This window comes from Moraxella sp., assembly GCF_030525845.1.
GTDB lineage: Bacteria > Pseudomonadota > Gammaproteobacteria > Pseudomonadales > Moraxellaceae > Moraxella.
Window position 1 is genome coordinate 118,157 of record NZ_JAUNDY010000003.1, and the last position, 23,931, is coordinate 142,087.

Sequence of the window (23,931 nt, forward strand, 5' to 3'; positions counted from 1 at the left end):
TTTATCTCAATATTTATTTATCGTGATTGGCAGGATTGGCGTGATTCATTTTACCGTCATGAAAATGGCTATCCACCACCCCCATAAACAATTCTTCTAGGCGGTTATTTTTATTTCTCATGCTCAAAATTTCAATATTTAACTCATTAAATTGAGCAAAGATATGATTTAGGCTTTGTTCTTTATTTAGGGTAATTTCCAATGTTTTTTCATCGGCTAGTTGGGCGTAGACGATGTTATTAAAATTGGGTAAAGTAGTCAATGCCTGTTTTAAATCAAAAACAAAGGTTTCAAAAGATAATTGCGTGAGCAATGATTTCATATCAGTATTGATTAAAATCTCGCCATGATTTAAGATGGCGATGTATTTGCACAATTGCTCCGCCTCCTCCAAATAATGCGTGGTTAAAATAATCGTGGTATTTTCCTCACGATTGATTTTTTGCATAAAATCCCACATCGAACGGCGTAACTCAATGTCCACGCCTGCGGTAGGCTCGTCCAATATCAACAAACGAGGTCGGTGCATCAAGGCACGAGCAATCATGAGCCGTCTTTTCATGCCCCCAGAGAGTGAGCGAGATTTGGTGTGGCGTTTCTCCCAAAGCCCAAGCTCCTTTAATAAAAACTCAGCTCTCGGCAAAGCCTCTGCCTTTTTGATGCCATAATAACCCGCTTGGGTGGTCAGTATGTCAAGGCATTGCTCAAATTGGTTAAAATTAAACTCTTGGGGAACAACGCCCAGATAAGATTTGGCAAGGCTGGGATTTTGGTGCAAATCCACCCCAAAGATTTCTACCGTACCATCGGTGGGTGGAAATAGTGAACTGATGATACCAATCATCGTGGATTTGCCCGCCCCATTTGCCCCAAGCAGGGCAAAAAATTCGCCCTGTGGCACGGTCAAATCCACCCCTTTTAGGGCGGTAAAGCCGTTGGGATAGGTCTTTTTTAAGTGAGAAATTTGTAGGGCAGGTATGTTTGACATGGCAAAACCAAAAAGCTAAATGATAAAAACACCAAACAGCCTAAGCGATTGCTCGCCTAAGCCGTTGGCAGAAGATGAGGTTATTTGGATTGACTTAGGATATAATCAACCGCATTTTTCACTTCATCATCAGAGATGTCCGCACCACCACGAGCAGGCATGGCGTTAAAGCCGTTGATAGCGTGGTCGTACAAAGTAGCCGTGCCTTTGGCAATACGTGGTGCCCAGTCAGCCGTACCAATCTTGGGTGCTCCCACCAAGCCTGCATCATGACAGGTGGCACAGATAGCTTTATAAAGCTGGTCACCGGGACGAGCCACACCCTCTACCGCAGGAGCCAGGACAGTGATGTTAATGTCGCACTCCTCGCCATCGTAGCACACCTTGCCCACAGGAGCGATACGAGCTACAAGCTGTGGGTACATGGCAATCAGTTTCTTGACCTGAGCACTATCCTCTGGTGCTTCATTTGCCGAGCTGGTCATCATGCCAGAGATTGCCAGCAACGTGGCAAAAGATAAAGTTGCAATTTTTTTCATTGTCTTATCTCAACTAGCCTTGAGTAAAATATTACTCTGGGTTTGGAAAAATTACCCTACTATTATAAAGGAAAACACAGTTAAATTGCCATGTTTTTTATATTGTTTACAAAAAAAACGTGTGATTTTCTTGGTTTTTGACCAACATCACAAAAATCTTGGTAGCCAGCTACAAAATGTGCTATAATTACGAGAGTCATGCACCTGTAGCTCAGTTGGATAGAGTGTTGGCCTCCGAAGTCAAAGGTCGTGGGTTCAATTCCCGCCAGGTGCGCCACTTTTCCCAAAGCTCCCCTCTCTTTATTTTACGCATACCCACCTCCATCACACAAAATCACGACTTATCAATCCGCTTGCCATTTTCATCAAAAATACCGTATTTTTTGCGTTGAGCCATTCTGTGTGCCCGCTCGCTCTTAGTTTCCTCTCGAAATTCTGGGCGAATGATTTGCAAAGGTTGGTTTTTACGTCTTTTAAAGCGTTTTGGTTTGTTTTTACTTTCAGCCCCCAAAAACACACCAATACAAATACCAATCACAATACCGACAATCACATATGGTGGCATGGCTTGAATGACTGGGTCATCTAGCAACTTTTTATAAGGGCTTTGCTCGACATGCATCGTATCTTCACTATAAATACGATTATCACTAAGCTCGATAAACTCTTGATCATCATTGTGTTGTTGGTTTTCGCTCATGGTAGCACCCTAAACTGGTTAATTTTCGCTTAAAATGTAACAGTTGCTAAAAATACTTTTTGCCAAAATAAATACGCCCACACTCATCGTACGGGCGTATTTTTTTAATATTTTAACTCGATAATCTCCACCCAATATCCGTCTGGGTCTTTGATGAAGGCAATATCTTTCATGCTACCATCTTCTGGGCGTTTTTGAAAAACCACGTTATTTTTATCAAACCACGCCACCGCCTCAGCAAGGTTTGGTACGGCAAAGCAAATATGCCCAAACCCTCTTGGTTCGCCATTGCCATTATGGTAGGCAAAATCAGGGTCGTTTTCTGTGCCATAGTTGTGCGTTAGCTCCAAAATACTACGCTGACGAGACACATAAGCACTCAAATCAGCGGTCGCTGGCAAGTTATTACGCTCCTCTTCGGTCAATTTTGCCAAAAAGTACAAATCAAACTTCGCCTCAGGGAACTGGCTATGACGAAGCAAGGTCATACCCAGCACACCTGTATAAAATTCAAGCGATTTGACAGGGTCTTTGATGCGAAGCATGGTATGGTTGAAGGTAAAGCCCTCAGAGGCGGCAGGAATATCTTTGACGCCATTTGCGGTAAGTGCGTTGGCAGGTTGAGAAATGGACATGGTTTACTCCACTTGGTTTAACATATTAATATATATAGCTAGAATTTTAGATATGACAGTCAGCACCTAAACATTTTGACTGTTTTTATTCACATCATTTTAGCACATTCTCCCGAACAAGCCATGATAATTTTTCTACTTGTTACAAAAAAACAGTACAACATTTATCATGGTTTATCATTTTTCAATCATTCAAAAAAGATAACCTTACCTGTTGCCACATCATACTCTGCACCAACAATGGTTAGCTTGCCGTTATTAATCATGTCTTCTAAGCTACGAGAGCCAGATTTTAGCTGACTAACTGACATACGTACATTGGCACGCACCGCTCGGTCGATAAACTCCTCCATATCCACCTCGCCTGCACTCGCCGTTAAAATCTCATGTAAATTATATACACTAGGACGAATCCTATCCACGATGGATTGTAAATTTGGTGCATAAGACTGCTCGGGATTGACCAACATCTCGACACACGCTGTTACCGCCCCACAGTTGCTATGCCCCAAGACCACCACAAGCTCCGTACCAAATTTCTCAACCGCAAACTCCACCGAGCCAATCTGACTTGGTGCAACCACATTACCTGCCACACGAATCACGAATAACTCGCCTAACTTTTGGTCAAAAATCAATTCCACAGGCACACGTGCGTCAGAACACCCCAAAATAATCGCAGAAGGTAGTTGTTCCTCCACCAACATCGGCGGAGGCTGATAATGATTTTGGGCTTTTTTGATTTTATTGACAAAACGCAGGTTGCCCTCTTTGAGCTGATTTAGTACCGCCTGAGCATTAAGATTTTTCATGACTCTCTCGTTTACTCATCGCCTGGTATATTCATAGGCGGTGCAGGTTCTAAATCTGCTACATTTGCTTCCTGTATCGGCTTGGCAGATTTGTCATTTGACTCAGTTTTTGGAATAGGTTTATTGTCAACCTTATCCTCTTTTTTGTTTTCCTTTGGTTTATCCACTTCCTTAGGGATAGCAGTTGGTGGCATTTTTGGCTTAGCCAAGACCTCGGATTTTTCCAAATCGGTGTTAGCCATCGTTTCTTTTTCGGTGGCTTTTGGTTTTTTGACTTCTTTGGAGGCCTCTTCTTTTTTGGGTGCATCCTCTTTTTTGGAAGCCTCAGCAGGGATTTCTTTTTTGGTGGGCTTGAGAGTTACCGCACGTGGTGCTGACTCTGACAAATCAACCATGATCTCCGAACGCTCGTAATTATCTATCATGCCAGCGTAACGCTTCATCTCTTCTGATACGGGCGTAACGCTCGGAGGCAATCCAAAATCCACCACCTTAATCACACCAAGTGCCTCTTGGGGGCTACCCATCACGCCATAAGTCAAGATATATCGTTGTTCGTTATTGCTGTTGTGATAGCGAAAATAGGCGAACTTCTCACGGTCCGACCTGCCGTTTAGATACTCGGTAATAATCTCGTTTTGGGCAACGTCCATCACTTGCACTGTCCAACGCTTACTATTATCCTCAAAAAACTTTTTGCCTTTAAATTCACTAGGATAATTACGCAAGTCCCTAACCACTGTCTCAAAATCAATGGGTGGCACTTCCCTTGTAAGTTCATCAAGGTGGTCGATGGTGCTTGGCAGACTCACTTCCTCTGCTACCGCTTGTGTTTTTTTGTGCTCTTTGATGGTTGTTGGCACATGATTAAAAAGCGACGCCAAAACCCACACGATCAACATGACAGCCGCCACTATTAGCCACATGAGTGCTTGTCGTTTGCTTCTATTGCTAATTACAGATACGCTTTGGGTCATGATTTTACCTGTGGTTATGTAAATAAGTGTGTTGAATTTAGATAAATGGTTATATCAAGGCAAGGTTTTGGCATGCCAATACATCAGAGGCATTTGTATGAATACACCTACAACGAAAATCGCCCATCTTTAAACGTGCGACTTTCTTGTATCATGTCAAAATGGCAAGCTAACACAAATCAATGCGTTTTACAAAAACTCGTCTACGCCATCTAAGACTTGTTGTAATGTCGCCATTTCAAAATCCTTAGTAACAAATGCCTGACCAAGTTTTTTGAGCAATACCAAACGAATATTACCCTGCTGAACTTTTTTGTCATGACCCATCAAATCAAGTGCCACCGATGGCTCAATCACAGGGGGCTTGACTGGCAAATCAAATAATTGCAAAAGCTTAATCACACGCAAGACATCATGATGGGCAATCAATCCAAGCTTATGCGACATGACCATCGCTTGCACCATGCCTACTGACACCGCCTCCCCATGTAGCCAGTTGCCGTAACCCATGTGCGTTTCGATGACATGACCAAAGGTATGTCCAAAATTAAGCAAAGCACGCATGCCTGACTCACGCTCATCACTAGCGACAATTCTCGCCTTAAAATCACAGCACTGATACACCATCTCACTCAGCGTCTTATGATCTCTTGCGTTGATTTTATCGGCGTGATTTTCAAGCCACGCCAAAAACTCTTCATCAAAAATCAGTGCGTATTTTACCACTTCTGCCATGCCTGCTGCAAATTCTCTATCAGGCAAAGTATCGAAAGTCCGCATATCCGCCAACACGCACACAGGTTGCCAAAACGCCCCTATCATGTTTTTACCCAATGAGTGATTAATGCCTGTCTTACCGCCTACGCTAGAATCCACCTGTGCCAGCAAGGTGGTCGGCACCTGAATGAAGCTTACCCCACGCATAAAACTAGCCGCTGCGAATCCTGTCATATCGCCAATCACACCACCGCCTAGCGCAATGAGCGTGCAATCTCTGGCAAAATGATGCTCCATTAAAACGTCATAAATGACATTAATACTGTCTTGGTTTTTGTATTGTTCGCCATCAGGCAAAATACAGCTGACCGCCACTAAATCCGACTTTTTCAGCCTTACCATCAAATTTTCCAAATACAAAGGAGCGATGGTGTCGTTGGTAACAACCAGAACCTGCTTACCCTTAATAAAAGGCAAAATCGACCCCGCCAAATCTAACTGAGCAATATCTAGCGATGGGCTTGCACCGATAAAAATTGGATAATCATGACTTTGGGTGCTGACAGTCAATGTGTGGTTAATCTGCGTCATGTTTATATTCTCGTTTATGGTTGTGGAGTTTTAGCATCTTTGGCATAAGCAATCAAAACATCTAATATCTCACTCATCATTTGCTTGGGGTACGCCTTTCCCGTGGGAATAACAATATCCGCCACCTCCCTATATAAAGGAAGTCGCCTCTGATACAACGTCTCTAAGACAGTTTTTGGGTTTTCTGTTTGGAGTAAGGGGCGATTTTTGTCTTTTTTGGTGCGAGCAAGCTGAGTCTCCACGCTGGCATCAAGAAAAATTACCAGCCCATGTTTTAGGTATTCACGATTACACGCCCTTTCTACCACGCCACCGCCCGTCGCTAGCACAATGCCAGACATGGAGGATAACTCTTCCATAGCACGGCTTTCACGCTCACGAAATCCTGCTTCGCCCTCTTTTTCAAAAATCCACGGAATGTCCGCTCCCGCCTTTTCGCTGATATACCAATCAGCATCTACAAAAGGTCGTTTTAGATGTTTAGCGAGGAGCTTGCCAATGGTGGTCTTGCCAGAACCCATCGGTCCTACCAAGAAAATAGATGGCAATAAATGAGTATAATGATGAATGGGTTTTTCAACAAATATTTCTTCAATTACAGATACATCTTCTGATAACATAATTACATCACTAACATAAATTGCTCTATCATACAGGTTTTGACCAATTATGGCTAGCGGTTTTTGTGATTTTTCAAAATAAAAAGCAGACCTAATGCCTGCTTTTTATGGATAACCACTCGTTAGTAACGACCCACATTATCATTAACAATTCTTGGTGTTACAAAGATAAGTAGCTCTTCTTTGTTATTGGTTCTTGTGTCATTTCTGAACAACTTGCCAACAGCAGGTAGATCGCCCAAGAAAGGCACCTTAGCCTGATTATTACCTACAATGTGCTTAAACACACCGCCTAACACCACAGTTTGACCATCTTCTAAGATGACGTTGGTATCCACCTCATCTTTGGTAAGAATTGGCACACCCAGTGCATAACGCCCAGATTCTTCTGCGTTGGTAATTTTCAATTCCAGACCAATTTTACCCTCTGGTGTGATGTTAGGCGTTACTTCTAGTGCTAGGGCAGCTTCCTTGAAGCTGACAGAAGTGGCACCACTGGCTGATGCTTCTTGATAAGGAATCTCAACACCTGAGGCGATTTTGGCTTTTTGCTTGTCCGCTGTCAGTACTTTTGGCGAGGAAATGATTTCACCGCGGTTATCCGCTTGCATGGCAGATAATTCTAGTTGAAGTACTGTATTTGAGATATTTAACAATCCAAGAGAGATACCGCTGGTTGATGCGGCACCAACACCTAAGTCTACCGCATATCTAGATTCGTCACCTTGATAATTAGCATTAAAGCCGTCCATACCCCTAATTCTCACACTAGGGTCAAGTCGAGAATTATTATGAAATACACCCCATCTTACACCAAGTTGTTTTGAGAAAACATCTGATGCTCTAACAATACGAGCCTCAATCATGACCTGTCTGACTGGAATGTCAATTTTCTCAATCATTTCACGAATGCTAGCGATACTCTCGGCAGTATCGTTAATGATAACGGTATTGGTACGACCATCAAATACTGCACTGCCACGAGGACTAAGTAATGATGAGCGACCATTATCTCTGCTACTACCACCGCTTGACTCTTTTAATAAGTCATGCAAGTCAGAAGCTTTGGCGTAATTTAGCTTAATGTACTCTTTACGTAGTGGTGCAAGCTCAGTTACTTTCTTGGCGTCTTCTAGCTCTTTAATCTCTTGGGCAGCAAGTTCAGCAGCAGGAGCGACCAAGATAACGTTTTTATTCTTACGCTGACCTAAGTTTTTGCTCTTTAAGATGATGTCAAGAGCCTGATCCCATGGCACATTGATAAGTCTTAGTGTAATATTGCCTTGTACATTATCAGCAGCCACGATGTTGTTTTCGGTAAACTGACCCAAAACATCTAGTACCGTACGCACCGACACATCTTGGAATTCCATCGATAGTGGTTCGCCAGTATACACCTTTTCTTCAATGGTTGGCTCACGAAGCATTTTTGGTGGCAACACGGAGATGTTTAGCGTAGAACCAGACTGATAAGCCTGATATTCAAAGTCGCCTTTCATGTTAATGGTAATGATACCACTTTGCCCCTGATTGACGGCATTAATGTCAGCCACTAAGCCACTACCATTAATACGTTTTAAAAGATGGCGTGGAATAGTTGTACCACTAGTACGCACCACCAATTTATTGCCTTGACGCTGTACGTCCACAGGAATGGCTTCGTTGGTTAATGCAATCGTAATATTGCCGCCATTAGCATTGCCTGAATAATTAACCGCTGATACGCCGTCATAATTGGAAGCAAGGGAGGCAGAAGTTGGTGCAAGTAGTGGGTTTACCTTTACAGTCATGGTATCTGCCACGGGAACTGGGGAAGTACTTTGGCTAACCGATGGCAAAGCACCTTGCTTAATATTAATAACCAGGCTGTTGCCCTCAATAGTACTGGTATAACTTGCCGCATCTTTTAAATCAATCATCAGGCGTGTCATAGAACCGTTATTTAGAGCAGTAACCTCATTAACCAAACCACGGTTAATTGGCATGCTTCTTGGCAGACCTTCGCTGCTGACTTGATTAAAATCCAAAGCAAGCTGTCTACCGCCTGCTTGTTGATAGGCCACAGGTGTTACTGGCTGACCATCAAAAGCAACTTTAATCTGGGTAGTGTCAGCACTAAGCTGGCTAGCTGATAGACCTCGAATAGCAAGAGCGTGAGCCTCGCTTGTCATCAAACCAATTGCCAACGCAGAATAAGCAAAGGCAGATTTTTTATTGAAAAAACTCATTTTTTTGTCCTCGATAAATCCAGTTGGCGTTAATTCGGTGATACTAAATTGGCAGCTTTTTCGATGTATTGCTCATCTACATCTTGAATAATTTCAATCAAATTAATCTGTGTAGAGGTAATTTCAACAATACGCCCATGATTCTTACCTAGATAATTACCTACCTGTACGTCATGTACTCTCATGTCAGGTGTCTGAACCAAGCCGTACTCTTGACCATTTGGCGCAACAACCTTGCCACGATATACCAATTGAGTCAATTCATAAGCTTCAAGCGGCTCTTTTACACGAGTCTCATCAGGCTTCACAGAAGGTGCTTGCTCAATTTTTCTTTGACGTTCAAGCAAACTCTTCGCCACAAAAGGACTACGAACATTCTGGGCGCCGTAGGTAAAGCCCTCAATTCTAAGAGGTTCTGGCGGCGCCGAGATGGGCTGAGCAGGCGATTTTTGAATCTTTTGCATTTCAGCTTCGGCAAGACTAACACGGTCAGTGCAACCCACCATCAACACACCCATAGCAAGGACACAAGATGTGATTTTAAGAGAATGCATCATTTCTTGCCTCCTTTGTCTTTTTTGTCATCTTTTTTGGGCGTTGCTGCCATTTCCTCCGAGCTCTTAGCGCGATAGGTCTTGGCTTGTATCACAAGTTGCAGTTCAGGCATTCTATCAAGCGAAGGTTGCGGATTCTTAATCTCAAAATCATGCATGGTAATGATTCGAGGCAGTGCAGCTACACCACTCACAAATGAACCAAACTGATGATAATCGCCTAAGCCGATAATTTGGATTGGCTGTTCTATAAAGAACTCGTGCGTAATTTCAGCTTGCGTTGAGATATTCTGGAAGCGAACACCACTGCCACTACCCACCATGTTGATGTCATCAACAAGCTCAGGAATACGCGTGTCTTTTGGCAACTGATTAAGCAGTTTTTCAAATTCAACTTGCATTTGAGCCACTTGCTCTTCGTAAGCCTGCAAATGGCGAGCCTTAGATTCTTTTTCTTTGTACTTTTCAAGCAAGACTGTTTGTTGGGCTTCTGCCGCTTTAATCTCATCAATCTTCTTAGAAATAAGCAAGAACCATGCCAATGCTAAGATGAACGCCACAATCGCCACCAAGATAAAAATCTTTACTGGCACTGGCGCAGAACCATAGTTCTGACCATTAAGCGAGTTTACCTCTGCCATGAACTTTTTAAAATCAAAGGCGGGCTTTTTATTTTTTGGTGCTACTTTCTTGGCTTTGCTTTTAGCTTTTGGCTTGGACGAGCCACCAAAACCCTTGGGCTTAGACAGACTTGACTTGCCCAATTTGAGCTTCTTCCCACCCTCTTCTGGTGTAGCGGTCGTTGTCTCAGCGGCTGTTTTGGATTTTTTCAATGAGAATTTCATTGTTGACCTCCCGCTTGGGCATTACTGTTATCAACCACAGGTTGTGCGTCTTGTGGCGCTACTTGCTCGGTAACCGCAGCAGGTTGATTTGCACTAGCAGTCTCGCCTGCATTTGCTGGGGCAGGAGCAGGCGTATCCGCAGGTGCATTCTCAATGCCAATCGGTGCCACCTCTGGCATCTCTGCCACATCTGTAATCGGAGGCAAGACAACATCTGCATCGCCACCAGTCTGAGACTTGGCTTTTTCTTCTTCAGTTTGTGGGTTTTGAACTTTGGTAACTACCACAAACTCAACATAGCTGTCCTCAGGATAGATAGGGCGTGCCTTATCCGCATTTGCCTGCTTAGGAGCAATGTCTTGATATGCTTCAAGTCGACTCTTGATACTGGAAACCACCGAACCATCTAGCCATTCACTAGCGTTTAGGTTGCGTACCAAAGAAGCGACAACATTAGGGTTGGCAGCAAAACCTGTCAAAGTAATGGTGTCAGCATCTCTCTTGATGCTATTTAGATACATCGCTTCTGGCATGGCTCTTGCAATGTCGTCCCAAACACGCACAGGAATAGAACGGCGACCTTGTAGGTCTTGAACCACTTTCATCTGAGCAATCATTTGGTCGCGTTGAGCTTCTAACTCCTCAATGGATTTTAGTGCCACATCAAGCTGGGCATTAGCATCTTCAATGCGCTTATTGGCATCTTGTTGGTTAGATAAATCCCTACCCAATAATGACAATGCCAACACAGTAACCAAGACCGCAACACCAGCTGTCGCTCCTGCAAGTAGGTTGAATTCCTTGTTCTTGCGTTCACGCTGTTCTTTGCGCCAAGGCAATAAGTTAATACGTGCCATTAGTCAAACCCCCTTAAAGCCAACCCACAAGCCCCCATCAGGCTCGGTGCGTCTTTTTGAAGCATGGTGGCATCAATACGTGAATCAATGGACATGCCCTCGAATGGATTTGCCACTGATACCATACCTCCAACGCGTTGTTGCACCATCTGAGCAAGACCCGGCAGGGCAGACGTACCACCACATAATACAATATGGTCTACATTATTATACTCACTTGATGAGAAATAGAACTGCAACGAACGGCTAATTTGCTGAACGATGTTTTCCATAAAAGGCATTAGCACACTTTCATGATAATCAGCTGGCAAGGTGTACTCATGCTTACCGATGGTTGCATCATGATAAGGAATGCTATAACGAGCTTGAATTTCTTCGGTCAGCTGTGCACCGCCAAAACCTTGTTCGCGGCTATAAATAAATTCACCATCTTTGGCGATGTATAAAGTGGATTGCTTATGACCCAAATCAACCAAAGCCACCACCTGAGGGTCGTTTGGTAGATTATCTGTCATCAAGCTAAATGAACGCTCAATAGCATGAGATTCAATGTCCATTACCTTAGTGGTAAGACCGCCAAGTTGTAGTGTCTCAACACGCTGTTCTACGTTCTCAGAACGAGAAGCAGCAAGCAACACACGCACCAAATTAGGGGCGGCGGTTGATGGTCCTAACACCTCAAAGTCAATATTTACCTCAGAGAGCGGATAAGGAATGTATTGCTCAGCATCCAACTTAATCTGCGCTTCACGGTCAGAATCAGACATGTTATTTTCCATGTCAATAACTTTCGTGATGACCGCCGAACCAGACACCGCCGTTGCTGCGTCTTTTGAACCAGCACCTGAGCGTCTCACTAAGCGAGAAATAGCCTCGCCCACTTCTTCGGCGTTCACGATATTTTTATCAACAACCCAACCCGGCTCAAGTGGCTCAACGCCATAAGACTTCAAATGGAGTCTTCCTTGTTGCTTTGTCAGCTCAACAAGTTTAACAGAAGTGGTACTGACATCTAAGCCGATAAGATGCCGACCCTTAGGAGAAAATAGCCCCACAGACTTCATTCCTTATATTTTTGACCCAAACCAAACAAAAACAGCAATGTTTGGTTATAATAATGGTCCTCTTAAAGTACAATATGCTACCTTTTGCATGCCTGATAACACCAATTTAACAGTTTTGTTAACAGTTTTATCAGAAATCTGCTATACTTAGCGGTAATTTTAACATGAATTTTATAAAATTACACATACTTTGTAACACATTCTTTACACAAAAGATATGATACAACATTTTGGCAACAATTTTAACCACTAGAAGTGCTATGTCTCAAAAAAATACCGCCGTTCGTCTGATTTCTTACCTAAAAAACCTAATTTTGGCAATTTTTGCCTTGATTTTAATCTTGGTGCTTGCCTTTCCTATCGGCTTTTATGGTATGGCAATGTATCTTGAACCGAGCTTGCCCGACATCAAAGATTTAAAACGCATGCCCCTAGAAATGCCCTTGCAAATCTACACAGCAGATAATAAGCTCATCGGTCAATACGGCAACCGATATTCTTTGCCTGTTGCCTATGAAGATATTCCAGAAACGATGATTCATGCGTTTTTGGCAGCAGAGGACGATACCTTTTTTGAGCATAGCGGTATCAGCGTCAAGGGGCTTGGGCGTGCTATCACAGAAATCATTTCATCTGATGGTGGGCAAACAGGTGGTTCTAGCATCACTCAACAAGTCGCCAAAAACTACTTTTTGAGCCCAGAACAAACCTTTGAACGTAAACTCAATGAGCTTTTTATCTCTCGTAAAATCGAAAGCGAGATGTCCAAAAAAGAAATCATGACTTTATATGTCAATAAAATCTATCTTGGACAAGGGGCATACGGCATTCGAGCGGCCGCTAAACGATATTATAGTAAGTCGTTAAATAACCTTACGGTTGCTGAGATGGCAATGCTCGCTGGACTTCCCAAAGCACCTTCTGATTTTAACCCTGTCGTCAATCCAAAACGTGCCATCGAGCGACGCAACTGGATTATTGGGCGTATGCTCAATGAAGGCTACATCACTCAGGCACAGCATGATGAAGCCATTAGTGCAGACATTGGGCTAAATATGTACCAAGAGACGCTTGACCTAAATATGCCCTACATCGCTGAAATGGCTCGCTCATCACTGGTGCATAAATACGGCGAGCAAGTCATGCACAGTGGCTGGCGCGTACAACTTACCATTAATAGTGCTGACCAAATCAAAGCACGCCAATCGGTGCTACAAGGCATTTATAGTCATAACGCCTACACTAACACCAGCTATCGTGGCGTGGAAGCCTTGACGGGGGAATTGGGTTATTTTAAACCTTTTACTTTTGGCGAGGGTGAGAGATTTCCCAACATGCTCCCCGCTAAGGTGGTTGAAGTTAAAAAGGGTCAAATCAGAGCCGAGCTTCAATCAGGCGAGGTTGTCCGTGTCTTTATGAACATGAATTATGCAGGCAAAAAAGGTGGATTTGGCACCAACTTAGTCGCTGGCAAACGCTCCGACCTCAAACCCACTATTGAAGTTGGCAACATCATTCGTGTAACCAAGCGAGACAATAGCTGGTATGTGGCACAGCCACCACGCACGCAAGGGGCATTGGTTTCCATTAATCCCCAAAATGGTGCCTTAGAAGCTGTTGTAGGCGGTTTTCATTTTAACCAAAGTAAATTTAACCGTGCCACACAAGGCTATCGCCAACCGGGTTCTATCATCAAACCTTTGGTGTACTCTGCCACCTTTGAAAACACCAAACTAAGCCCATCAGATGCCATCTCTAACGAAGCCATCAGCATCGGTGGCTGGAAACCCAAAAACGCAGGGGGTGGCTCTGGCGGTATGGTTAGTATTTCTGGGGCATTGGCACGTTCGCTAAACTTACCCTCCATTCGCATGATGCAAAAAGCTGGGGTTGAACAAACCAGAAGCATGCTCTCACAGTTTGGTCTAGAAAAAGACCGTCTGCCCGCCTCTCTTGCACTTGCCTTAGGTGCTGCTGATGCCACCCCCCTACAAATGGCAACCGCCTATGCTACTTTTGCCAATGGCGGACACCGCATTCAGCCCTACTTTATTGAGCGAATTTATGATTTTGATAGCAACACCATTTTTCAAGCGAACCCCGCCCAAGCGTGTGCTGTCTGCTTTAATAAAGAACTTAGCAAAATCAACACCAAATTGCTAGATGGTTTTGGTTTTGAATCCTCATTGGACGATAAAGCAGATAAAAAAGCTGACGATGAATCTACTGACAAACAGACAGCTTCTGACAAAGAAGATGCCAAAGCCAAAAAATCCACCAAAAAGACCAAAGACAGCAAAGAAGTCGATGATGACACCAAAGAACCCCCAAAAACCAAAGACGACACCAAAACCATCATCACTCGTGGCAACGCTGCCCAAAAAGAACTTTTGGCACGTCAAGAGGCTTATCGCAAAGAACACCCAGAGCTTGATGCTGCCCCCATCTTTGACCGCCTAAATCCCAAGCAAGCTGTCCAATATGGCATTGCCGAGCAAGCACCTCGTATTTTATCAGTCAAGACCGCCAAATACATGTCTAGCATGCTAAAAGGCGTGATGACAGGTGGTACAGGTAGCAAGGGCAATTTCCGTTCTGATTTGGGCGGAAAAACAGGTACTACCAACCAAGCTCGTGATGTGTGGTTTGCTGGTATTCAGCGTAACCATGTTGCGGTGGTCTGGGTCGGTTATGATGAACCTGCCTCGCTTGGTGCTAAGGCCTTTGGTGGCACACTCGCCATGCCGATTTGGGTGGATTATATGAGATACCAACTCAAAAATGAGCCGATTGCATGGGTTGCTGATGGCAATATCGCCAAAACCAAAAAATCCACCCAAAAAATCATTGACATTACCAATGACAACGAGGCAGCCGCTCTTGATGAGTTAATTAAACAAGAAGCCGAAGATGCCCTGTCTGATGAAATCTTAGGCAAAAACGTGGACGTTGTCGAAAGTTCAGGCGATGAAATTATCCCTGAGGGCGACGGCGAGGAAATTACCGATTAATCCTACCACTCAAAAACACGGCTTCGGTCGTGTTTTTTGTATCTAATCACACTCAATCATGTCATGATAGTCGCAGAAAAAGTGCTTTTGCGACATAGAGAAATTTGTTATAATGGTCAATTAATTTTATTTAGAGTATACATATGACTACTTTTACCGAACAACGCACTGCCATCACTCACATTGAAGGAGCATTACACGACAACACCAACCTACGCATCGGCATTGCTGTTGGGCGATTTAATGGATTTTTGGTTGAAAGTTTGGTGGAGGGAGCGTTAGATGCCCTGCTTCGTCATGGCGTACAAGGCGAAAACATCACGGTCGTGCGCGTACCAGGTGCGTTCGAGCTTCCTCTGACCGCCAAACGCATGGCTGTCAGCGGTAATTATGATGCCATTGTCGTACTAGGAGCAATTATTCGTGGGGCGACACCCCATTTTGACATCGTAGCAAGCGAGAGTGCCAAAGGTTTATCGCACGTTGCATTACATCACGATATTCCTGTGATTAACGGCATTCTTACCACCGAAAACATCGAACAAACCATTGAGCGTGCTGGCACAAAGGCTGGCAACAAAGGCTTTGAAGCTGCCATGACCGCCATCGAGATGGTTAGCACCCTAAATGCCATCTGATTGACGACTATTTTTTCCGTTGGGTGATGACCCCAGTGTAGTATTATTTTAAGGTAATTTATGACAACTTCCACGCCCCAAAACGACAGCTTTGACATCAACGAAAGCACCTACAAAACCAGCCATACCGCCGTCCGTAAGGCACGCCGTTTTGCTGTACAGGGGCTTTATGAGTGGCTGATGACTGATTATCGTTTTGCCACCCAAAATCGTGATTTGCTCGGTGGCAATGAACCTCACACCATCGTGGCTCGCACTCGCAGCGAAAACGCCATGCACACTGTACATTTGGGCTACTATCACGAACTCATGCGTGAAATCCCTCTAAAATCTGGCGAACTCATCGTGGAGATTGCTCGTTATCTTGACCGCAGTTTTGATAAGTTGGACGTGATTGAGAAGGCGGTTTTACTGATTGGGGCGTACGAGCTCAAATACAGCAAACACATTCCCTATAAAGTGGTGCTGGACGAAGCCATGCAACTTAACACCCATTTTGGGGCGACTGACGCACATAAATTCATTAATGCAGTGCTAGACAGGTACGCCAAAGAAGCTCGAACGGTAGAATACCAAGCCAATAAAGCCGAAAAACAAGCCAAGCAAGACCATCAATAAAACTTAGGGCGATATTTCCGCCCTATTTTTACAATCATTAAAATCAATATGTCCGAATTTTCTTTAATTCACCGTCATTTTAAGCACGCTACCCAAAAACACATCAACACCACCTTAGGCATTGGCGATGATTGTGCGGTAAGTATCATTCCGCCCGATTGTGAATTGGTAAGCTGTATGGATACGCTGGTGGCGGGGCGACATTTTCCGTTGGATACGCACCCTTATGCCATTGGCTATAAATCGGTGGCGGTCAACTTATCCGACATCGCCAGCATGGGGGCGACGCCTTATGCGATTCTATTGGGTTTGTCTTTACCCAGCAATGATGATGAGTGGCTAAAAGAATTTGCTCGGGGCATTGGCGACATTTGCAAAAAGTTTAATGTAGAGTTAATCGGTGGCGATACCACCAAATCAGACATTTTAACCATTTCCATTACCGCACTTGGATTTATCAAAAAAGATAAAAGCATAAAAAGAAATAATGCCAAAATCGGCGATATCATTTGTGTCAGTGGCAATATCGGCTCGGCAAGCTTGGCGTTAAAACATATTTTGGGCGAGCATGGACATTGCAAACATAATAATTCTTTAAATGAATTATCTCCCACTTTACGCAACGCTTTACAATATCCATTGCCACAAGTAGAATTGGGGCAAAAGCTAATAGGGTTTGCCACAAGTATGATTGATATTTCGGACGGCTTGGGGCAAGATTTGGGGCATATTTTAAATAATAGCCAAGTCGGAGCAAAGTTATATTTGGAAAATATTCCTTGTGCTGATGAAGTAAATGCCCTACCCTTTAATCAAAAATATCAGCATATTTTAAATGGCGGTGATGATTATCAGTTGTGCTTTACACTACCCCAAGAGAACTTTGATAAATTTAATCAGCAATATCCCAATTTAATTTATCCCATTGGGGAAATTGCAGAAAAGCAAGGCATAGAAATTTATTATCAAAATCAAAAAATTGATTTTAAGATGAAGGGGTGGGAGCATTTTTGATGAATGATACAATTTCTCCAATTTTATCGACAATCATCTAACAATAGGAATTATTTGTGAAAAAGTTCATATATTTCAATGCTCTATATATCACTGCATTACCAACCATTGCCTTTGCCAACACTGTCAATTTTAGCCAGTTTATCCCCAAAAAATTTAACTTATTAGAACATCATTGCCAAGCAGATTTAAATAAAGATGATAAGAAAGATTGCGTCTTAATCATCAAAGATACCAAAAAATCTGGTTGGGTAAATGACCCTTTTAAAGGTATGATTGATAGAAATCGGCGTGGTATCATTATTCTATTTAAAACGGATAATGGTTACCAAAAAATATTGGAAAATAAAACCTTATTTGCGTCCGAAAACGAAGATGGTGGCGTATATTTTACCCCAGAATTGTACATTGAAACCAAAAATAATAAATTATTGTTAAAGTATGGGCATGGGCGTTATGGGCATTGGTCTTATACCTTTGATTATCGTACGATTAATGGGAAGCAAGATTTTTATTTAATTGGTTACGATTTAAGTTCTAATATGGGACCCTATGTGAATTATACTTATAGCGTCAATTTTTTAACCCATAAATTTCGCCACCAAATGAATATAGACCAAGAACGAATTTCTGAAATTCCAAAACTTAAAACCACTTGGTATGATTTACCCAAACAGGATTTAATCAAACTTTCGCAAATTGCTGATTTGGACGAATTGGGCTATAATTTAGACAAACAACTTTATGAATTGAGTGATGATAATGAGTAATCACAAACCCGACATTCGTAAATCCAACCCCTGTCCCCCTTGTCCAACTTCTGCTACCACTTGGGAAAAGTGTGTTTATTGGCTTGGCATTGGCTTAGGTTCAGGCTTACCAAAAAGAGCGGCAGGAACTTGGGGGACAGTGGGCGGATTGATTGTCGCTTTGCCGATGTTGTTATTGGGATTTTGGGGATTTTTAATTATCACGGTCATTGGCTGTTTGGCGGGCAGTTATATTTGTGGTAAAACGTCTGATTTAATGAATGTTCATGATGACCCACATATTGTCTTTGATGAATGGGTCGGTATGTGGATTGCATTATTGCCAATTTCTTATTATAAATTTCATGACTTCGGAGCAATTATAGAGAGTTATCACGGCTTTAAAATGCATGACATGACAAGCGATTATTTTATTAATGTTTTTACCTATTTTATCATACCATTTATATTATTTCGCTTTTTTGATATTATCAAACCTTTTCCTATTAAATGGGTGGATAAAAATGTCTCTGGTGGATTTGGGATATTGATTGATGATGTGTTGGCAGGAGTGATGGCTATGGTATTGACTTATTTAATCTTTATGATATAGTGATGGTATGTTGTTGGTTATATAAAGTTACTAAGAGAGCAATCGTATGTCAGATACTTATACACAGTTAGAGCAATTATTTAAAGCAAAAAATTGGCAGGGTTGTATTAATTTAATACAATCCCCCCCCCCCCTGCGATTTGACAAACTTAGATGATACCCAACAAAAAAACCATCTTTGGTGGACGGGTCAAGCATATAGACACTTATCACAATACGAAAATTCAAAAAACCAATTTCATGCACTAATTAATAAATTCCCAGACAATCATTTGGGATTTGAGGGACTGATTAATATCGCCCAACAACAAAAAGACTGGGAAAGAGTTATTGAACAATCCTTAGAATTCCAAACCAAATTCCCCAGCCTATGGCACAGCTATTGGTGGCTTGGGCAGGCTTATCTCAATACCAAAGAATATGATAAAGCAGAACAATGGTTTGGTCTGCTAGCCCAAAGATTCCCAAAACAACATCATGGCATTTTTGGGCTTGCCGAGACCGCCTATCACGCCAAAAATTGGGAATTAGCCATTGAACGCAATCTAAAATTACAAAATGAATTTCCTAATCTTTGGCAAGGTTATTGGTGGGCAGGACAGGCTTATAAAAATATCCGTAACTATGACAAAGCCGAAGAGCAATTTCTTCTTATGCAAGATGAATTCCCTAACAGTCATCTAGGCTATGAGGGCATGGTTGATGTTGCTCAACATCAACAAAACAAGCCTCTTGTTATTGAACGAGCAATGATTTTTCAAAGCAAATTCCCCAATCTATGGCATGGCTATTGGTGGCTTGGTCAAACTTATAAAGAATTATATCAATATGAAAAATCTGAAGAATGGTTCCGACTTTTTCAAAAAAATCTCCCAAACGACCATCGTGGGTATGAAGGGTTAATTTTTATTCCCCAGCACAAGCAAGATTGGCAAGAAACCATCAATCAATCTTTAATCTTTCAAACCAAATTCCCCAACATGTGGCAAGGCTACTGGTGGGCGGGGCAGGCTTATAAAAATATCCGTAACTATGACAAAGCAGAAGAGCAATTTTTAATCATACAGGAAAAATTCCCCAACAGTCATCTAGGCTATGAGGGCATGGTTGATGTTGCTCAACATCAGCAAAACAAGCCTCTTGTCATTGAACGAGCAATGATTTTTCAAAATAAATTCCCCAATCTATGGCATGGTTACTGGTGGCTTGGGCAAACACATAAAGAGCTGTATCAGTACGACAAAGCCGAAGAGCAATTTCTGCAATTACAAGAAAAATTGCCTAATGACCATCGTGGTTATGAGGGCATGGTCAATATCGCTCAACATCAACAAAACTGGCAACAAACCATCGCAAAATCCCTAGAATTTCAAAGCAAATTCCCAAATATGTGGCAAGGTTATTGGTGGGCAGGACAGGCTTATAAAACCACTTTCGATTATGATAAGGCGGAGCATTACTTTACACAGCTTACCATAAAGCATCCTACCATTCACCATGGCTATGGAGAACTATTTTCATTCGCCAACAAAAAACAACAATATGAGAAAATGCTGGATTTGGCTTTACAGTTCCAAAAAAATGCTCCTAGTCTTTGGCACGGCTACTCTTGGGCTGGGCAAGCCTATCAATTATTAAAAGATTTTTCCCAAGCCAAAAAACAATTTGAAATCGCAATAAGTGTTGATAAAAACCAAACCAAGCCTTACGAATTATTGATGGAGCTACCTAACATATCCAATGATACTCGCCTAGAAATTATTGAAAAGTATAAAAATCAATTTCCAAAAAGATATTTCAACTATAAAAAATACCATCACATTGCTTCTCTTGAAAAAAATATAGAGAAATTAGAAAAAGAGCTAAAATCAAGACTGGTAAATCAAAATAATAATATTCATCTATTATTACTATTGGTTAATTTTTATTGCCATATCAAAAATGAGCAAAAATTCAAACAATCCATTAAGACCCTTAAAAATTATCCAGAACATCATTTATACTGGCAAGCCAAATACTGCTACCAATATAAAAACTATACCAAGTCTCAAAGAATACTATATAAACTTATTCACGAATACCCTACCTACATTCAAGGATACGAGTTATTACTTGATGTTCTAAAAATACAGAATAATCAAAGCAAATTACTAAAATTACACAACATCTGTAAAAATATTTTTTATGGTTTATACCATGGATTTTCCTATTCCAATGGAGAAAACTCCTTTATAAAAATACAAAATCATTATCTTGATTATATTATCAGATTTATAGAGCCTATTGAGATTTCCGAGCACCATAAAAATATACAAAGCTTGTATTGCATTAATTATGCATTACAAACATATCACAATGATTATGACTTGCAATATAGAAAGATAGAATTGCTATTGCTAACAAACAGATTGCTAGAAGCAGAATATCATTTTATCAAATTTAAAAAAGATAAACACCCGTCTCGCAGATTAGATACACTTGAGCATAGACTACACTCCTATAAAAAAAATTATAAAAAATTGCATGAACTGTGTATAAAATTTTCACAAAAATACCCAGAATATGCCAGAAATGTCCTATTTCCCAACATAAAATCCTTAAACTTCCTAGGTCAAAATCAGAAAATTCACAATGTGTACAAAAACTTTATTAAAGATAAACACTCTCACAATCAGGCATGCTATGTATCCGAAAATACTATTGACTTGCATAGCAATATTCTATCAGGATATTATGCCGATACAGAAAAAGCAATTGTAAGCCCAAAAAAAGAATTGCAAATACCAGAAAGATCATTTGTTAAAATTATAGAAAATGATATAAATTATCCAGTATTATACATTTGTTTTAGTGGATTATTAAATGGAAACTTGGTAAAAAACTATCCAGAATATGATATTGATAATATCATAGGTAAATTTTTGTCATCTCAAAAAGAAATAAACAAATCAGAATTTCCCTATTTGGGTTTTGCCAAGCAATCAAAAAATGCCAACTTCATTATATTCAAAGATATATTTAGGACATCACACCTTGCCAATTTAGAACAGTCCTTATCCATCATCAAAAATCAAATTAACTACTTCAATCCAAAGTATATCGTATGTACTGGTGCATCTGCTGGCGGATTTGCAAGCATTGCCATAGGCAATATGATTAAAGCAAATCTTATTTTCTCTTTTGCACCAAGACATCCCTTTATCATGAATTTTGATAATTACCCAAAAGCCATACAAGAGCATTATAATATAACCAACCCAGATATTATTGATATTGCCCAATTACAAAAATCAAATCATGGATTTGTATCAAAAACCTATATCACTTTGTGTGAGTACAATGATTGCGATATCATATCCGTGCAAAATCTAGACATACAAGATAAAAATCTTAGCATTACCTATTGTCATGGAAGCAATCATGCCATTCAAGAACAACTTGGAACAAAGTCAGTATTCAAAGAGATGGAACGCATTGTTGCATTAGAAATCCATAACAATTTTAATCTACCTATGCAAAGAGACTTTTTGGCAAATTTAACTGCTTTTAAATACAATAGCTTGAGACATTATCCCAAGTAAAAGGTGTTTATTTACCAATCTCCTAAACTTCCCCATAGGTTTTGGGTTTAAGCTGTGCTAAAATAACCCAAAACTTTATTGAGGGAAAACCCATGTCTCTTACCGTTATCATCATGTCCGCAGGCAAAGGCACTCGTATGAAGTCCGCCAAGCCCAAAGTATTGCAACCTTTGGCAGGTAAGCCGTTATTGGCTCATGTATTAACCACCGCCAAAAAATTGGGTAGTCAAAAAAACATCATCATCTATGGCTTTGAAGGGCAACAGGTCAAAGACGCCTTTGCCAATGAAGCGATTGACTGGGTAGAACAAGCCGAACAGCTTGGCACGGGGCATGCGGTGATGATGACCTTGCCTGTGTTGCCAACGGGGGGTAAAAGCCTGATTTTATCAGGCGATGTGCCACTTATCCAAGCCGAAACTCTACAAAAATTGGCGGACAGCGACAGTCCTTTTGCTATGCTGACCATGAATTTGGCAAATCCATTTGGTTTGGGGCGAATTATCCGTGAAAATGGCAAAGTGGTGGCAATCGTTGAACAAAAAGACGCCACAGATGAACAAAAACAAATTACCGAAATTAATAGCGGTGTGTATTGTGTTGCCAATGAAATTTTGCACAAATATCTAAAAAATTTGGATAATAATAATGCTCAGGGCGAATATTATTTGACCGACATTGTCAAAATGGCGGTTGATGATGGCATTGTGATTGATACCGTTTCGCCAGAATATCAATTTGAAATTGAAGGTGTCAATGACCGTGTACAACTTGCCAATTTAGAACGCACTTGGCAACGTCATCAAGCCCAAGAATTAATGAAACAAGGCGTACACATTATTGATCCTACTCGTTTTGATTTGCGTGGCGAATTAAAAGTTGGCAAAGATGTGCAAATTGACATTAATGTCATTTTTGAAGGTAGCTGTGAAATTGGCGATAATGTCCAAATTGGGGCGGGCTGTGTGATTAAAAATACCAAGATTGCCAGTGGTACGGTGATTGCCCCTTATAGTCTTTTTGAAAATGCGGTGGTGGGCGAAAATAATCAGATTGGTCCTTTTGCACGCCTTCGCCCCAATGCGGTTACGGCTGATGAGGTGCATATCGGTAACTTTGTGGAGCTTAAAAATACCCAAATGGCAAGCGGAGCAAAAGCCAATCATTTGGCGTATTTGGGCGATGCAACTGTGGGTCAAAAAACCAATGTCGGAGCAGGCACAATTACCGCCAATTATGACGGCGTGAATAAATATAAAACCGTGATTGGCGATGAAGTGCGGATTGGCTCCAATGCGGTGCTGGTTGCCCCTGTGATGGTAGGCAATAAAGCCACGATTGGGGCAGGGTCGGTCATTACCAAAGATTGCCCTGAAAATAAACTTGTGGTGGCTCGTGGTAAACAAACCACCATTGATGGATGGATAAGACCTGAAAAACCAAAAAAGGACTGATTAAAGTCAAATGGTTAATGCAAACACCTACAACACTAAAACTCTGATACGAATTTTGAGGCAAATTTAAGTTTACCTCACGACATCTGGTAAATTTGTATCATTTTTAAAACTCTTTTGATACGC

At 41.5% G+C, this 23,931-nt stretch carries 21 protein-coding genes and 1 tRNA gene; 9 read left to right on the plus strand and 13 right to left on the minus strand.

All coding sequences use genetic code 11. The features are described from left to right. Positions 1–13: 13 nt before the first annotated feature. On the minus strand, positions 14–988 hold the full coding sequence (locus Q4B79_RS02355; RefSeq protein WP_303084819.1) for an ABC transporter ATP-binding protein: 975 nt from the start codon (positions 986–988) through the stop codon (positions 14–16). A gap of 80 nt (positions 989–1,068) precedes the next feature. Continuing rightward, positions 1,069–1,527, minus strand: a complete 459-nt coding sequence (locus tag Q4B79_RS02360) for a cytochrome c5 family protein (protein WP_303084820.1) — start codon at positions 1,525–1,527, stop codon at positions 1,069–1,071. Between the two features lie 200 nt (positions 1,528–1,727). Between Q4B79_RS02360 and Q4B79_RS02365 the strand changes: the two genes are divergently transcribed. Further along, a tRNA-Arg gene (locus Q4B79_RS02365) sits at positions 1,728–1,804 on the plus strand. 57 nt (positions 1,805–1,861) lie between these two features. On the opposite strand, the gene Q4B79_RS02370 is transcribed toward Q4B79_RS02365, so the two are convergent. The 11 genes from Q4B79_RS02370 to Q4B79_RS02420 form a co-directional block, all read right to left on the minus strand. Further along, positions 1,862–2,227, minus strand: coding sequence for a hypothetical protein (locus Q4B79_RS02370; protein ID WP_303084821.1), 366 nt, complete (start codon positions 2,225–2,227; stop codon positions 1,862–1,864). Positions 2,228–2,331: 104 nt separating this feature from the next. Beyond that, complete coding sequence (gene gloA, locus Q4B79_RS02375) at positions 2,332–2,862, minus strand: lactoylglutathione lyase (RefSeq protein ID WP_303084822.1); 531 nt, start codon at positions 2,860–2,862, stop codon at positions 2,332–2,334. 188 nt (positions 2,863–3,050) lie between these two features. Then, positions 3,051–3,674 carry a carbonic anhydrase gene (locus Q4B79_RS02380; protein WP_303084823.1) on the minus strand — a complete coding sequence of 208 codons (624 nt, stop codon included), beginning with the start codon at positions 3,672–3,674 and terminating at the stop codon, positions 3,051–3,053. A gap of 11 nt (positions 3,675–3,685) precedes the next feature. Further along, entirely contained in the window at positions 3,686–4,651 is a 966-nt protein-coding gene (locus Q4B79_RS02385) for a hypothetical protein (protein WP_303084824.1), read from the minus strand. 189 nt (positions 4,652–4,840) lie between these two features. Then, on the minus strand, positions 4,841–5,959 hold the full coding sequence (gene aroB, locus Q4B79_RS02390; protein WP_303084825.1) for a 3-dehydroquinate synthase: 1,119 nt from the start codon (positions 5,957–5,959) through the stop codon (positions 4,841–4,843). Positions 5,960–5,973: 14 nt separating this feature from the next. Further along, positions 5,974–6,579: a shikimate kinase gene (locus tag Q4B79_RS02395; RefSeq protein ID WP_303084826.1), complete on the minus strand. Its 606-nt coding sequence runs from the start codon at positions 6,577–6,579 to the stop codon at positions 5,974–5,976. A 122-nt stretch (positions 6,580–6,701) separates the two neighbouring features. After that, complete coding sequence (locus Q4B79_RS02400) at positions 6,702–8,807, minus strand: type IV pilus secretin PilQ (protein ID WP_303084827.1); 2,106 nt, start codon at positions 8,805–8,807, stop codon at positions 6,702–6,704. 29 nt (positions 8,808–8,836) lie between these two features. Continuing rightward, positions 8,837–9,364: a pilus assembly protein PilP gene (locus tag Q4B79_RS02405; protein WP_303084828.1), complete on the minus strand. Its 528-nt coding sequence runs from the start codon at positions 9,362–9,364 to the stop codon at positions 8,837–8,839. After that, complete coding sequence (locus Q4B79_RS02410) at positions 9,361–10,206, minus strand: type 4a pilus biogenesis protein PilO (protein WP_303084829.1); 846 nt, start codon at positions 10,204–10,206, stop codon at positions 9,361–9,363. Before Q4B79_RS02410 ends, Q4B79_RS02405 begins: the two co-directional genes overlap by 4 nt. Beyond that, positions 10,203–11,063, minus strand: a complete 861-nt coding sequence (locus Q4B79_RS02415; RefSeq protein WP_303084830.1) for a PilN domain-containing protein — start codon at positions 11,061–11,063, stop codon at positions 10,203–10,205. The genes Q4B79_RS02410 and Q4B79_RS02415 overlap by 4 nt, the downstream gene beginning before the upstream one ends. Continuing rightward, on the minus strand, positions 11,063–12,118 hold the full coding sequence (locus tag Q4B79_RS02420) for a pilus assembly protein PilM (protein ID WP_303084831.1): 1,056 nt from the start codon (positions 12,116–12,118) through the stop codon (positions 11,063–11,065). The genes Q4B79_RS02415 and Q4B79_RS02420 overlap by 1 nt, the downstream gene beginning before the upstream one ends. A gap of 269 nt (positions 12,119–12,387) precedes the next feature. On the opposite strand from Q4B79_RS02420, the gene Q4B79_RS02425 reads away from it, so the two are divergent. From Q4B79_RS02425 to glmU, 8 genes are all read left to right on the plus strand, one after another. Further along, positions 12,388–15,138: a penicillin-binding protein 1A gene (locus Q4B79_RS02425; protein WP_303084832.1), complete on the plus strand. Its 2,751-nt coding sequence runs from the start codon at positions 12,388–12,390 to the stop codon at positions 15,136–15,138. A gap of 143 nt (positions 15,139–15,281) precedes the next feature. Beyond that, positions 15,282–15,776 carry a 6,7-dimethyl-8-ribityllumazine synthase gene (gene ribE / locus Q4B79_RS02430; RefSeq protein WP_303084833.1) on the plus strand — a complete coding sequence of 165 codons (495 nt, stop codon included), beginning with the start codon at positions 15,282–15,284 and terminating at the stop codon, positions 15,774–15,776. A gap of 60 nt (positions 15,777–15,836) precedes the next feature. Continuing rightward, complete coding sequence (gene nusB, locus Q4B79_RS02435; protein WP_303084834.1) at positions 15,837–16,394, plus strand: transcription antitermination factor NusB; 558 nt, start codon at positions 15,837–15,839, stop codon at positions 16,392–16,394. 48 nt (positions 16,395–16,442) lie between these two features. Next, positions 16,443–17,408, plus strand: coding sequence for a thiamine-phosphate kinase (gene thiL / locus Q4B79_RS02440; RefSeq protein WP_303084835.1), 966 nt, complete (start codon positions 16,443–16,445; stop codon positions 17,406–17,408). A 56-nt stretch (positions 17,409–17,464) separates the two neighbouring features. Further along, the gene (locus Q4B79_RS02445) at positions 17,465–18,178 is read left to right on the plus strand and encodes a hypothetical protein (RefSeq protein WP_303084836.1); all 714 of its coding nucleotides are present in this window, start codon (positions 17,465–17,467) and stop codon (positions 18,176–18,178) included. Further along, entirely contained in the window at positions 18,171–18,770 is a 600-nt protein-coding gene (locus Q4B79_RS02450) for a phosphatidylglycerophosphatase A (protein WP_303084837.1), read from the plus strand. The genes Q4B79_RS02445 and Q4B79_RS02450 overlap by 8 nt, the downstream gene beginning before the upstream one ends. A gap of 140 nt (positions 18,771–18,910) precedes the next feature. Then, entirely contained in the window at positions 18,911–22,351 is a 3,441-nt protein-coding gene (locus tag Q4B79_RS02455) for a lipopolysaccharide assembly protein LapB (RefSeq protein WP_303084838.1), read from the plus strand. Positions 22,352–22,443: 92 nt separating this feature from the next. Further along, positions 22,444–23,805, plus strand: a complete 1,362-nt coding sequence (glmU, locus tag Q4B79_RS02460) for a bifunctional UDP-N-acetylglucosamine diphosphorylase/glucosamine-1-phosphate N-acetyltransferase GlmU (protein WP_303084839.1) — start codon at positions 22,444–22,446, stop codon at positions 23,803–23,805. Positions 23,806–23,931 lie beyond the last annotated feature (126 nt).

Bases quoted from the DNA above. Each gene is read 5' to 3' on its own strand.
- Q4B79_RS02405 (WP_303084828.1), bottom strand. From the start codon at position 9,364: ATGATGCATTCTCTTAAAATCACATCTTGTGTCCTTGCTATGGGTGTG.
- nusB (WP_303084834.1), top strand. From the start codon at position 15,837: ATGACAACTTCCACGCCCCAAAACGACAGCTTTGACATCAACGAAAGC.
- Q4B79_RS02370 (WP_303084821.1), bottom strand. From the start codon at position 2,227: ATGAGCGAAAACCAACAACACAATGATGATCAAGAGTTTATCGAGCTT.
- Q4B79_RS02400 (WP_303084827.1), bottom strand. From the start codon at position 8,807: ATGAGTTTTTTCAATAAAAAATCTGCCTTTGCTTATTCTGCGTTGGCA.
- glmU (WP_303084839.1), top strand. From the start codon at position 22,444: ATGTCTCTTACCGTTATCATCATGTCCGCAGGCAAAGGCACTCGTATG.
- Q4B79_RS02360 (WP_303084820.1), bottom strand. From the start codon at position 1,527: ATGAAAAAAATTGCAACTTTATCTTTTGCCACGTTGCTGGCAATCTCT.
- Q4B79_RS02415 (WP_303084830.1), bottom strand. From the start codon at position 11,063: ATGGCACGTATTAACTTATTGCCTTGGCGCAAAGAACAGCGTGAACGC.
- gloA (WP_303084822.1), bottom strand. From the start codon at position 2,862: ATGTCCATTTCTCAACCTGCCAACGCACTTACCGCAAATGGCGTCAAA.
- Q4B79_RS02380 (WP_303084823.1), bottom strand. From the start codon at position 3,674: ATGAAAAATCTTAATGCTCAGGCGGTACTAAATCAGCTCAAAGAGGGC.
- Q4B79_RS02410 (WP_303084829.1), bottom strand. From the start codon at position 10,206: ATGAAATTCTCATTGAAAAAATCCAAAACAGCCGCTGAGACAACGACC.
- Q4B79_RS02385 (WP_303084824.1), bottom strand. From the start codon at position 4,651: ATGACCCAAAGCGTATCTGTAATTAGCAATAGAAGCAAACGACAAGCA.
- thiL (WP_303084835.1), top strand. From the start codon at position 16,443: ATGTCCGAATTTTCTTTAATTCACCGTCATTTTAAGCACGCTACCCAA.
- Q4B79_RS02355 (WP_303084819.1), bottom strand. From the start codon at position 988: ATGTCAAACATACCTGCCCTACAAATTTCTCACTTAAAAAAGACCTAT.
- Q4B79_RS02395 (WP_303084826.1), bottom strand. From the start codon at position 6,579: ATGTTATCAGAAGATGTATCTGTAATTGAAGAAATATTTGTTGAAAAA.
- Q4B79_RS02425 (WP_303084832.1), top strand. From the start codon at position 12,388: ATGTCTCAAAAAAATACCGCCGTTCGTCTGATTTCTTACCTAAAAAAC.
- ribE (WP_303084833.1), top strand. From the start codon at position 15,282: ATGACTACTTTTACCGAACAACGCACTGCCATCACTCACATTGAAGGA.
- aroB (WP_303084825.1), bottom strand. From the start codon at position 5,959: ATGACGCAGATTAACCACACATTGACTGTCAGCACCCAAAGTCATGAT.
- Q4B79_RS02450 (WP_303084837.1), top strand. From the start codon at position 18,171: ATGAGTAATCACAAACCCGACATTCGTAAATCCAACCCCTGTCCCCCT.